Origin of the sequence: Lactococcus nasutitermitis (genome assembly GCF_018403765.1) — a bacterium.
Lineage (GTDB): Bacteria > Bacillota > Bacilli > Lactobacillales > Streptococcaceae > Lactococcus > Lactococcus nasutitermitis.
In genome coordinates this window covers 123,608-135,464 of sequence record NZ_BOVQ01000005.1, presented here as the reverse complement: position 1 = coordinate 135,464, position 11,857 = coordinate 123,608, and the positions used below count along the sequence as shown (strand labels likewise).

The 11,857-nt window shown below is 39.8% G+C and carries 14 protein-coding genes and 1 pseudogene; all 15 read right to left on the bottom strand.

The features are described from left to right. Positions 1 to 2: 2 nt before the first annotated feature. The 15 genes and pseudogenes from KJS36_RS06560 to KJS36_RS06490 all read right to left on the bottom strand — a co-directional run bounded on the left by KJS36_RS06560 (position 3) and on the right by KJS36_RS06490 (position 11,812). Positions 3 to 878, bottom strand: a complete 876-nt coding sequence (locus tag KJS36_RS06560) for a phage distal tail protein (protein WP_213535888.1) — start codon at positions 876 to 878, stop codon at positions 3 to 5. Further along, a complete protein-coding gene (locus tag KJS36_RS06555) occupies positions 875 to 1,159 on the bottom strand; it encodes a hypothetical protein (RefSeq protein WP_213535886.1) in 285 nt (94 codons plus the stop codon). Before KJS36_RS06555 ends, KJS36_RS06560 begins: the two co-directional genes overlap by 4 nt. Before the next feature lie 10 nt (positions 1,160 to 1,169). Beyond that, on the bottom strand, positions 1,170 to 4,688 hold the full coding sequence (locus KJS36_RS06550) for a phage tail tape measure protein (protein ID WP_213535883.1): 3,519 nt from the start codon (positions 4,686 to 4,688) through the stop codon (positions 1,170 to 1,172). Between the two features lie 102 nt (positions 4,689 to 4,790). Then, entirely contained in the window at positions 4,791 to 5,498 is a 708-nt protein-coding gene (locus KJS36_RS06545) for a DUF4352 domain-containing protein (protein ID WP_213535881.1), read from the bottom strand. 115 nt (positions 5,499 to 5,613) lie between these two features. Beyond that, positions 5,614 to 5,763, bottom strand: a complete 150-nt coding sequence (locus tag KJS36_RS06540) for a hypothetical protein (RefSeq protein WP_244842789.1) — start codon at positions 5,761 to 5,763, stop codon at positions 5,614 to 5,616. A 44-nt stretch (positions 5,764 to 5,807) separates the two neighbouring features. Further along, complete coding sequence (gene gpG, locus KJS36_RS06535) at positions 5,808 to 6,119, bottom strand: phage tail assembly chaperone G (RefSeq protein WP_213535879.1); 312 nt, start codon at positions 6,117 to 6,119, stop codon at positions 5,808 to 5,810. A 10-nt stretch (positions 6,120 to 6,129) separates the two neighbouring features. Continuing rightward, on the bottom strand, positions 6,130 to 6,810 hold the full coding sequence (locus KJS36_RS06530; RefSeq protein ID WP_213535877.1) for a major tail protein: 681 nt from the start codon (positions 6,808 to 6,810) through the stop codon (positions 6,130 to 6,132). 17 nt (positions 6,811 to 6,827) lie between these two features. Beyond that, positions 6,828 to 7,217, bottom strand: a complete 390-nt coding sequence (locus tag KJS36_RS06525; RefSeq protein ID WP_213535876.1) for a hypothetical protein — start codon at positions 7,215 to 7,217, stop codon at positions 6,828 to 6,830. Then, positions 7,214 to 7,618, bottom strand: coding sequence for an HK97 gp10 family phage protein (locus KJS36_RS06520; protein ID WP_213535875.1), 405 nt, complete (start codon positions 7,616 to 7,618; stop codon positions 7,214 to 7,216). The genes KJS36_RS06525 and KJS36_RS06520 overlap by 4 nt, the downstream gene beginning before the upstream one ends. Beyond that, positions 7,615 to 7,995, bottom strand: a complete 381-nt coding sequence (locus KJS36_RS06515; RefSeq protein WP_244842780.1) for a phage head-tail adapter protein — start codon at positions 7,993 to 7,995, stop codon at positions 7,615 to 7,617. The genes KJS36_RS06520 and KJS36_RS06515 overlap by 4 nt, the downstream gene beginning before the upstream one ends. Further along, entirely contained in the window at positions 7,992 to 8,318 is a 327-nt protein-coding gene (locus KJS36_RS06510) for a hypothetical protein (RefSeq protein WP_213535874.1), read from the bottom strand. The genes KJS36_RS06515 and KJS36_RS06510 overlap by 4 nt, the downstream gene beginning before the upstream one ends. A 21-nt stretch (positions 8,319 to 8,339) precedes the next feature. Next, positions 8,340 to 8,627, bottom strand: a pseudogene (locus KJS36_RS06505) (Ig-like domain-containing protein); the annotation flags it as partial. Positions 8,628 to 8,649: 22 nt separating this feature from the next. Further along, entirely contained in the window at positions 8,650 to 9,774 is a 1,125-nt protein-coding gene (locus tag KJS36_RS06500) for a phage major capsid protein (RefSeq protein WP_213535873.1), read from the bottom strand. Positions 9,775 to 9,777: 3 nt separating this feature from the next. Next, a complete protein-coding gene (locus tag KJS36_RS06495) occupies positions 9,778 to 10,641 on the bottom strand; it encodes an ATP-dependent Clp protease proteolytic subunit (RefSeq protein ID WP_213535872.1) in 864 nt (287 codons plus the stop codon). After that, positions 10,628 to 11,812 carry a phage portal protein gene (locus KJS36_RS06490; protein ID WP_213535871.1) on the bottom strand — a complete coding sequence of 395 codons (1,185 nt, stop codon included), beginning with the start codon at positions 11,810 to 11,812 and terminating at the stop codon, positions 10,628 to 10,630. Before KJS36_RS06490 ends, KJS36_RS06495 begins: the two co-directional genes overlap by 14 nt. Positions 11,813 to 11,857 lie beyond the last annotated feature (45 nt).

The following is an 11,857-nucleotide window of genomic DNA, read 5'->3' as shown; positions in this document are numbered from 1 at the left end:
ATTCACACTCCCACCAGTTGCGGATGATATTTCAGACTCGCAACCATATTTTCCACGCCTTTATCTGCTTGAAGAATAAAGTAATTATTTTCTAAATTATCTATTTGAAGAAAGGTAGAACCAAGTTTTCTTAGAAAGAAACCATTTTCGCCATTTACAAGAACTTGCTTCTTCCCACGGTTTGTATTGATAAAAATGTTATCCCCTCCTGAAAAAGTGTGATTAAAGGCAAAGAACTCTTGCGTATAAATATTGAGAAGTTTCGGATTTACCACTTCTGCTGTGCAGTCAATGGTCAGCTCAAAGCCAATAGGGATATCTCCACCATTTGTGATTTGCACTTCTTTTCCGACATCGACACTGGCAAAAATAAAATCATCGGTAATCATCAAAGGAAAGGTCAGTTGATTATTCGTTTGTCCCAGTTGTACGGTGTAGTTTTCTTCTGAAATATCCCGCCATAAAGGATAAAGAGCTTTAAATTTAACAGAACCCTGAGCTGTATGTGAGGATTGTTGGTAGTCTGATTCCCAGCCTTGCACAACTTCTACATCAATGGCATAGGTCTTTCCAAATAATTCATAGCGTAAGGTGCCAGTTAGTAGCGGATTGATTGCTTTGATCAATGAACGTCGGTAGTCATTTTCGTCTTGCAATGTTTGGCCATAAATCATCGCGTCAATTTCTAGTTCTCTCACGGCAAGTTGTGAACTATTTTTAAGTTCGCCTGCTTGGCCATAAATCTTTTCACTTACAATATCATTGCTTATCCCTGCAAAACCAGACTTTCCCAATAATACAAAAGGGGGCGAAAAAGAGAAGATAATCATGTCTCCATTGGCATTTGTGTAGGTTATTTTTTCTGATGTATTCGTCATGTTCCCTCCTTTTTTAGGACAAATTGATACCCAAGAACTGTTCCTTGTTCATCCTTATTGATGTCATAACTCTCAATAAAAAATCGGTTGCCTTCTTCATCAATAGCCAATGCTTTCAGATAGCTATCATCAATGACAGGAACACTAGAATACAAGGTGACGCTCGCCTTATCAGCCGTTACTCCCTGAATCGTTTCAGGAGCGCTATATTGTGGGTCCCCCCAGAAATTTTCTCCGATAAATTTTGAGACTCTGATAGTCTCTTGAAATGTTAAAGCCATTGTTTTATCCTCAATTCATCATGTAAGCTAGTTGTTGTGAGAGCTGATTAAGTGCCTTGTTTGCTTCGCGTGGTGTCATAGCTCTCTTTTCAGGGATAACAACGGTGGTTTCTTTTTTTACAAGCTGTTCAAGTAAAGCAATCATTACACTGAACTGCCCTGTATTATCTGGAACATTGACAGGCGCTGATACAGATAACCTTTGTTGTGTCGTTTGCATCGTTTTAAAGATTTGTGCATTTGCAGGAAATCCACCTGTCCCATTAGCGTATTTAGGAATTAGTTTTGCTGTCTCACTCGCCTTTAAGATATTTGTTCCTTTAGGAAGAGGCAAGATAACATCACGTCCTTCTGGAACAAAACTTTGACCTGTAGGCAAGGTAATCATTTCCTTATAGGTAGAACCCTTTTGGTCGTTGACCCAAGCAAGCCCACCCTCAAAATAAGGATTCCCCGTCGCATTTTTAGCGGGACTATTCGCAATTAAATTGATGGTCTTTGCACCAGGCAAGTTCATAAACGCATCATATTTCGCTTTTGCTTGTGAGGCATCCGCATCTAAATTAACTGTTTTTCCTTGAAGTTTAGAAATAGTGACAGCTGCTGCATTCACAGCATTTCCCGTTTTATCTGTCGCAAATAAACCTACAGTATTGCCATGCAAACTATTAATGATAGCTTGGGCGGACATTGTCGGATTGGTAGCCAAGTTCTTAGCAGTCAATTCTTTTTCTTTGGGTGTCGCTAAATTCCACGCGGTTAAAATTTGACTAGCTTCTGCTTCATTATTTTTAAAATTAGTATTGTTTGCCAAAAGATTTTTAACCTTATCAGGGATAGAGTTCCACGTTTTCAAGCTCGCACTTGTTGCAGTAATAGCATCTATTGCTGTTCCTGAACTATTAAGTAAGTCATCAAGATTTCCTTTGTATCCTGACAATGCTTGTTCTGCTTTAGCATGCCAAGCTGTCCATTGAGTTGTTCCCTCAACGAGTCCTTGACCTTGAATCATAATTACCTTTTTTAATGTATTAAGGTATGCTTGCCCTGTAGCTTCATGCGCTGCAACAAGTTCTTTATCCTTAGCCTGATATTCTTGTTGTGTGATCGTCCCATTTTGAAGTAATTTCTTATTTTCTGCTTGCTTTTTCGCAAAAACATCATTTGATTTTTGTAAGGTTTGTTCAATAGAACTTTGATAATCTTGGGCTTGCTGGTAAGAAATTTTACTTATATCTCCTGTCAGAGCCGTCATCAGGGCTTTTTTCTTATTGCCAGTCACGCCAAGCGCATCAACTTCTTGCGCCATAATTTTTTGTTCAGAAGTTGCGACTTGCGCCTGTTCTACTAAATCAAGCTCTCGATACTTCCCATTGGCATCTTTTGCATTTTGATAAACCTTAGTAATGGCATCTGCCGATTCCTTGACCGTATCTTTGGCTTTTGCGCCACCATTTTTAATTTTGTTAATCACATCATCGCCATAGCCGAGGTCTTTGGCGGCATCAATCATTTTTTGTGTTGATTTATCAATCTCACCATTGGTGGATTGCGCCAAGTTATCTATCGCTTGTTTAACATCCGTGAAGGCACCTTTACCTTTTTTGCCGAAGTCAATCGTGGCATTTTTTAAATCATCCACTTTTCCTTTGAATGTTTCAACTTCTTGAACTGTCTCCTTTGGCACATTGACCGTACCAAAGTATTTCATTTTTTCTTCTGCATCACCGACGACTTTACCAACGCCAATGATTAAACCCGTCAAACCTGCGACACCTAAAGTCCCTAGTGCTACTGGTCCAATCCCAGCAAGTACAGGAGAAAGTGTACCTAATGTTTCTACCAGTCCTCCTCCTCCAGCTACTGCACCTGCCGCGTCCATTGCCCCTGTTTCAATGCCTTTAAGTGCCAATTTCGCAGCACCTTTTTCTCCAAGTTTGGCTAATCCTCCCGTGACTAAAGAAGCTGCGCCCGTCACAGAACTCAACGCTTTAGATACAGGATAAGCTGCCGCAACCACTAAGCCCAAATCAAGGATTGCTTTTTGTGTACCTGGGTCTAATTTTTCAAAACCTCCAGCTAAATCATCTATCTGTTTGACAACTGGCAAAATGGCAGGTAATACTTTTTCGCCTAAATCAATCGCCAAAGTTTGAAGCGTGGCTTTAGCACGAGCAAAAGCATTTTTATCAGAAGCATTCATCTGGTCCGCAAGCTTCTTTGTGTAGCCTGTCGCGTTATCCGTTTCTTTGGTAAGATTACGTAAAGCATCACCACCTTGAGAAACCAGCACATTCATTGATGTTTGACCTTTGATACCAAAGGCTTGAGTAATAAGGGCTGTCCTTTGAGCATCTGTCATTCCTGCGGTTGACTTTTTAACATCATCAATCACATCAGGCAAACCAATCGTTCCCTTTTTGAAATCAGCCGTACTGATACCAAGAGTTTTCATGGCTTCGGCACTTTGCTTGGACGGTTTCAATAAAGAACTCAATACGGAACGTAAGCCAGTCCCTGCACTTTCTCCCTCAACACCATTATTAGAAAGAAGTCCTATTGCAGCACTTGTTTCATCTATATTGAGACCTAAAGAATGAGCAACAGGTCCTACATATTCCATTGCTTCGCCTAAATCAGAAAAACCAGAAGCTGTTTTATTTGCGACAAAAGAAAGACTATCTGTGACTTGTTGAGTATTTTTTAACATCGTTTGGGTATTATTTGATTTCAAGCCAAACTGTTCGAGGATGGAAGTTGATGAACCCATGACGGTATTAAAATCTTCTCCCGAAGCTTTTGAGGCATCTAAAATGGCAGGCATGGCGCCCATGGCTTGATTAAAGGAATAACCTTTTTTAATCAGCTCCTCAAACCCAGCATTGATAGAAGATGTATCAAGCCCATATTGCCGCGCCCATCGTTTTGATTTAGTAGATAAGGTTTCCATATTTTGTGAAAGGATATGAGCGGGTGTACTGTCTGACAATAGGGATTGAATGGTTGTCATCTCGCCGTTGAAGTCCGTTGCCGCCTGCACGCCTTTATACAAAGCTCCTGTAACTGCGATACTCGCAGGGAGTGACTTTTGAGCAATACTTCCAAAACCTTTGCTTACTGTAGAAAGGCCTGATGACATCTTGGGTAAAATGGATGTTTGAGCGTATTGTTGCGCCGCTGCTTCTTTGAGTTGTTTGGTGTATTGCATCAACTGTGCATTTGCTCTGGAAATATCCCCTGCATATTTTTGTGTACTTGAGGATGCTTTGCCATCCACAAACGAATTTTTATACGACGCTTTTAATTTATCAAGTTGTTTGACTTGGGTTTGAATGAGTTTATTGAGAACTTCTGTTGGAGAAGCGAGTCCATCCATGCCTTTACCGAACGTCGAAAAGGCGGTTTGAGAGGTTTTCAAATCACTTTTTAAAGTAGTGAGTTGCTTATTGATTCCTGTGATACCTTTAGAAAATTTGGTATCATCAAGTCCCATTTCAATTATCATTTTTCCTAAAGGTGTGTCTGCCATTGCTTTCTCCCGAACTTTTTATCTTATCTCTAGGATAAACAAAAAAACACCCGAAAAACGGGCATTTTATATTCAAAATATAAAATTACGATAAATTAATGTTTATTTCCAAGTCCCATCAGCAAATGTAACGATAAATGGTCCATCACTCGTTGCATCAAAGTAGGCTTTTGTAGAAACAGTTTGTCCTGCATTTACTGAATCAGGCATCGTGTTTTCATACGTATTAGAATCAAAATTAAGTGTATTTCCATCAGCATCAAAGGCATTGAAATCCTGTATGTTAAAATCGTAAGCACTTGTGCCAGTATTTTTTATCTTAATAGTTACCACCAAAGGTTTATTTCCGGCTTCCCCATCATTCAATGTTACGGCCGTATCGACATTTGCACTTATTACCGTTACTTCTATGTCCGTATCATCAGTAGTGCTGCTAAAGTTTGCTGTTTCTCCAAAAGTATAACTTGTATCAGTAGTCGTACTGCTGCTAGACTCATCCGTACTCTCTGTTGAGTTTTCATCTAAATCCCCTAACGCATAATCTGCAGCGTTGCTGACGTAAGACTCATAATTTGGTACATGATTTCTTATATAAGTATTAAATTTCTTCTCAACTGACTCACCTTCTGAATAAGATTTTTTCATAGAATGTATTTTTTTATTAGCTGTATCTACCTTAGCTTGCGCCGACGTTCCTACGACTAGAAAGATAATGGCCACAACAATACTTCCCATCGCTAACCAAAACCACACAAGCTTATAAAAATTTTTGCTCCCTTTATTTTGCGTTTCATGCGAATTATTTTCCATATAGATTTCTCCCAAAATTTATTTATTAAAATCAATTATACTCATTCTAGTTTTACTATGCAACGATTAGCTAAATTGTAACTTAAATAAAAAACCTCAGTAAACTACTGAGGTTTTATAATTTTTTCATGAAGTCGCCAAGTGACATCGCTTCTTCTTTTTCTTCTGCTTGTTCCTGATGTTTTGCAGAGATGATAGACACAATGGTCTCAAAATCATTCTCCAAAATATCCGAAACGGTAAAGCCTGAATCACTTACAACCAACTGCTTAACAAAGCCGAGAAAATTCTCTCGTGCTTGTTTTGCAGTTATTGTTCTTTTTTTGTGTCCTTCTCCTCCGTCCCAAGCACGGCATTCACTAAGCGATTGATGGTTGGCACCAGTTCCCAAGGGTCTGTGCCTTGCAAAATTTGTTTTGCGGTCAACTTATCGTCCGCGAACAAACTCGCAATATACTCAATCTGCTTTTCCAAAATTTGAACACGACTGTAAGTGTCAATATTTTTTTCAATCGCTTCTTGCATTGTCCACAAATCAAGGTATTTTTGTCCACTGACATGGTTTTGCTTATAGGTATTATCCCCACCTTTTTCATGCAAGGTGATTTCTAACTTAGCCATTGCTTACCTCCTAGCCTTCTGTATCTTCTGTTGGTTCAGATTGAGTGGGCGCTGGTGTTGAAGGTGCTTGAGGTTGAACCTGTGGTTGAGTTTGTGGTGCTGACACTTGTTGAGGTGTCCCAACGCTCAACTGTAAAGAACTCCGCACAGCATTTTGTGCCGTTGTATCGTCTCCAGAATACTTCGTCATATATTGCCCCGCATCATTAGAGCCTATCGCAAAGCTAACCGTGTCTGCTTTAATTTCTGTCGCTTTTCCCTGTGCGGTATCTAGTTCGATGCCGTCATAAGAGAAAACACCACTAAAGAAACCAAGCATATATTTATTCCCGCGGATATCACTATCCTCAATCAGGATAGAACAGGCTGGCGCTTGTACTTCGCTGTCAACGATGATGACACCGTCTTCGTCCATTTTATAGCCCAAAATTTGGGATAAAACCTTATCTGGCAAGTCGATAATATCAATATCAATCTTCCCATCGCCTACCCCTTTACCAGAAATATTATAGACCTTATTAGAACCCCAAGTTTTGACGGGCTCAACTGCCAAGCCTGAAATTTTGGCGGAAGAGGTTGCCCCTTCATTTGTTTTGCCATAAACCTCAAACTCATTTTCTCCAAGAGTTGCCTCTTTTCCATCCAACACTCGAAGTGTGATTTTTTCAAAACCGACTGCTGCTGTTGCCATTCTTTTCTCCTTTAAATTTAATAATTTTCGTAAAGCCTACTATTGCCCTGATAAAATCGGGCATCCACGTACCTTTTTGTGTCATTGAAATACTCATCCAAACCACCAGGCATTTGATAAAAGCCCTTGGTCATAAAGATCATTTCAACTGTTTTTTGAAGTGTTTTACAAAGTTTTCTGTCTATCGTCTCAATACTGACTTGAAAGACAAAATGTTGAGAGAGAAACTTATTGCTTCCAAAACTGTCTTGTTCTGGTGGTCCTGTTGGGCTAATGGTAATACTTGGCAAGTCATTAGCGAGTGTTTCAAGGCGCTGATAAGATTTCAAGCCCTCTGCTTTTTGAATGGATGCAATGTTTTCATCAGTCACCAACAGTTCCACTAATTCATCAAGCATATCTTTCATTCAATCAGCTCCTTTAAACTTTGCCTTGCCGTTGCCACAAACTTCTTACCCTGAGCTTCTGAAAAACGCTGTAAGGCTCCAAAACTACGATAATGATAACTTTTCCCATTTCTGACAAAACCATTATTTTCTAAATGAACCAAACGCCAGTGTTTGCCATTATTCCCGATTTTTATAATAGGAAGTCCCGTTGCTCGTGAGACATTGCCATGTACAACGCCAGCAACCGTGTCTCCACTATTTTCAAATTGAGTGAGGGTTTGTTTTAAATCATTGACCGCTTCGTCCGTTGCCACTCTGAGCGCCTTATTTTCAATCGTCTTCACTCGCGATTCCGAAAATTTTGACCGTAGTAAGGTTTCAATTTCTTTCATTCCACTCACTTTCATAGTCGCACTCATAAATTCACTCCTCCAAGAATAATTTTAAGGAGACTACGGTCATAAAAATCAGGTTGGATATCAAGAATAGACCATTGCTTCCCAGTTTGTCTCACATCATCAATCACGACAATATGGTCATTGTCTGGCTGATAAGTGGAAAGAGGGTCACGAATTTTTATAGTCACACCATTTTTAACATTTTGCTCGCCCATAATCGTCAAGTCTTTATTGCTTGGACTATAAACGTCCGCATAAGTCTTAAAACATGGAATAAGTGTTCCTCCTCGTCCATCAAGCGAGGTATCTGCGCCTACTTTGTAAAAAGTCACAGGCGTGCGCATCGTGCCGTTATTCGTTTTATTGGTTGCTTGTCTCATTTTTTCAGATTTAATCATGAAGAGTTCTCCTTGTTTTCTTCTGATTCCTGTTTCTCATCTTCCAAATGATGAAAAAGCCAAACATTCCGAATATTTTCTTGATAATTGTGTAAAAATTCATCAAGCGCATCATTATAGGTATAGCGTGTCCGCTCAAAAATGAGTTCTTGCATTTCAAAATCTGTCGCATCTTCCACACCAACTAATCGCAAAATAGAGCTATAAGAAGCCGTGAGCATTGTCATCAAGTTCGCCGTTTCATCACTATCTTCTGTGCTGATACGCATTCGCTGCTTAAAAGAGGGAAGATTGTTTGTAGCCCACGTTTCTGCATCAGTCATTTCCTACTCCTTCTCTTTATTTCATGTTGCAGGTTCGGTTTCTTCTGGATCCGTAGATTGAGTCGCTTCTACGGGTGCTGTGACGGTCACTTCACACGTTGCTGTTTTACCATTGGTGGTGGTTGCCGTAATAGTCACTGTTCCAGCTTTGACCGCTGTCACTTTTCCTTGAACAGGCGTGACGGTTGCAATAGTCGTATCACTAGACGTGAATTGAACAGACTTATCAACCGTAGTATCTGGCGCAACCGTCGCTGTCAAGGTTTCTGTGCTTCCTACTTCAAGAGAAAGGCTTGTTTTATTTAGGGTAACCCCAGTCGCTTCCTGGGGCTTAACTGGGTGTGTTGAAGCTTCCTACGACAGAAGCGTTATTGTCATAAGGTTTTCCATAGTAGAAAGATTTCGATGTATAGAGTTGTAAATCTTGAAGTGCCAAGGTCTGGTCAAACTCCTGCAAGGTCATATTTCCCATATAGGACCAGTAGCGATTATCTACAAATAAGACAGATTTATTTGCAGGAACACCAATAGAAGAAACAAGTGTAATTCCAAAAGGCAACGTACTAGTATAAACACCATAAGCATTAAGAGATGTAAATTGAGCAAGAACAGTATAATAGTCGGCAGGACTGACTAGCAATTTGACGTGGCCATCAATCGAAACAGGAATCCCTTTCGCGTTAATTGCCATTGTTTTGAGGGCAGGAGCAAGAACTTGCGCCGCATTTTGAGGGGTCATAGCTGACAAATCAAGCGTTGCCTCTTTGTCCCCATAAGTTACTAGACCATCGGCATCCGCCGTCCCTTTGGAAAGGTCTTTCATCAAGCCAACAGGCTTATGTTTTCCGTCCCCTTGGACTAAAGCCGTTTCAAGAGCCACCGCAATCGCTTCTGAAATTTGAATGGTCACAAAGGTTTTGAGCCAATCATAACCATTCGCCAAGGCATCTTTTGGGATAACAACATAAGCAGTCAATTTATTTTGAGAAAAATCAGTTTGATGGAACACTTGTTTCAGTTGTCCTTGAATATCCCCAAAAACTTCTCCCCAAACTGCTGCATCGCCATAAATAGAATCAGTCGTCAAAGCCCGAAGATTAAGTCCCATATTTTGGAACTTAATAATATCAAGTAAAGGATGCGCTTCTTTCAACTCTACAAAAACTTGGTTCACAATTTCAAGAGGCAAGATCACTTCTGGATTTCCTACACCAGACGTTACCTCGTTAAAGAATTTCACTTCATTCGTTGACAAAGTGGACTCTGTTTTTGAAGCCATCAAGGTACTCAATTTTTCATTGGTTTTCTCGCCCAGTTTTTCAACGATTTCAGAACCCATGATTTCCATAGCGCTCGCATAAAGTTTCGCTTGTTCTTTTTCGTCTGCGCCCTCTGAGACAGCGTTTGTGTATTTTGACAACGCCGCTGAATAGTTTGGTAATTTACCGTATTCCATAATTTAAAATCCTCCAAAATTAAATAGTTTTTTTGTGTGATTTTTGAACGGCTTGTCTGCCGAGTTTTTTGCTTTGTTTGTCACTTTTTTACAGTGACTACAATAACCACACTGAGAACAACAGGTGTCTTCTCCACAATCGGGACAGGTTGTTGTTTCTGAATGGCTCTCCGCTTTAAAAGCAGCTATTTTTTCATCAACCATAGTGGCAATGTCTTTCATTTGATTAGAGTCAAGTTTCATCACCAACTGAGATGGCCCTTCACTTTGAATCAGGGCATTGATTTTAGAAACAGCATCATTAGAAAGCAATAAGTCCTCGCTTGCAACCATCATAGGCGCTGTTTCAAACATGATTTCGTCAACTAGCCCCACATCTTTCGCTTGCTTTGCATTATACCAGGTCGTTGCATCCATCAGCGCTTTTACTTCATCGACACTCTTGTTCATTTTTTGAGCGTACATTCTAGCAAATCCCGCACTCAAATTCTTCGTCGTTTCTGCTTCATGACCAAGTTCTTGATAATCCCCCTGAGTGTTTGATTGGACATTGTGAATCATAACTGCAGCGCTAGGTGAAATAGCAATATGGTCGGCAGAAAGCATGACAATCGTCGCGGCACTTGCACTATTTCCAGTAATTTCAACATTTACTTTTCCTGGATATTTTTTGAGAGCCGTGTACATATCACTTGCGGCAGTAATTTCACCTCCTCCTGAACTCATAGAAATAAGAATATCCTCACCATTTGCACCTTCTAAAAAGCTTGTAACTACTTTAGGAGTGATATTATTCCGCTTCACATAGTCATAAGCTGGACCAAGTGAATCAGGGATAATCACTCCATTAAAATTAAGTTTTTTCACTATCTTCTCCTTTTTCTTGATAATTTTTTGTCATAATAAATTTATTGCCGTCTTTAATTGGTGCTTTCCCTGCAGCTTCACGTACTTCGTTAATCGTTAAAATGCCACTCGCGCCTGCTTTGTCTATTGCTTCTGCACGGTCAAGAATATCTACCGTGTTAAAGCCAGACATTTCAATCGTTTTGTGAGCTTGAAAACCTGAATCTTTAAGAAGGAGATATGTGAGAGCCTCACACAACTTATTGGCAATGGGTTTGACCGCCGCTTCAATCGCCAAGTCAAGATTTTCAGAATTACTGGCGACTTCTCCGAGAACGAGAGCGGGAGGAAGCCCCAAAAGTTGAGCAATCTCTCCGATATAAAGCTTTTTTAACGCACCAAAGTCTGTAATTTGATTTTGTAACGAATCAGATTTACCCGCAGGAACTTCATCATAGGTAGAGCGACTTGCACCACCATTTGGAATCAGCACAACAGGGTCATTTAACAGTTTATTGAATGTTTTATCTACAAACTCCTTTTGTTGTTGTTTTGCTTCATCCGCATCAATTTTTGTATTGATAGGAAAGTCAACTTTTGCCCTGAGCTGTCCTACCCGAAGTTGATTTGTGATTAAGATTCCAAATAATCGTCCGTAATCTTTCCAAAGCCCATCAACATATTTTTCAAGCCCCTCATTATCATTTTTTAAATAAAAGCAATTAACACCTTGTTCAAAGATGGTCGTGATGTACTTTTGCGGATAAACACCCGAACCGCTTACAGTATCAGAAGAAAAATCAACTGTCACGCCTGTATAAATATTTCCTGAAAGAGAATAATTTGTCACAAAGTTATCTGCTACATAAAAATGAATGCCGTCTTTTATAACGAGAACTTCCCCATTGAGTAATTTTTTGACCAATGCAATTTTAAATTCGCTCGCTGTCTGGTTCGGATTTGGACGAATATTGAGAGCATAGTCAAAACTATTTTCACAGACAATCCCATTTTGCTTAAAGATAAAAGTGCCTTTAGAAACAAGTCGGGCCAAATAATTCTCACAGGCTTCTAGTGCTGCGTTTTTAAGTCCTAGATTGACTTGTGCGCTAAACAAAGGTGCATACCCTGTATTATCCTGACTAGTTAGCTTTGTTTTCACGTTTTCCCAAATCTCTGAAAATAATCCCATCGTCCCTCCTTTTCATCTTGTTTCCTTAAGTTTAAACAAAAAAAT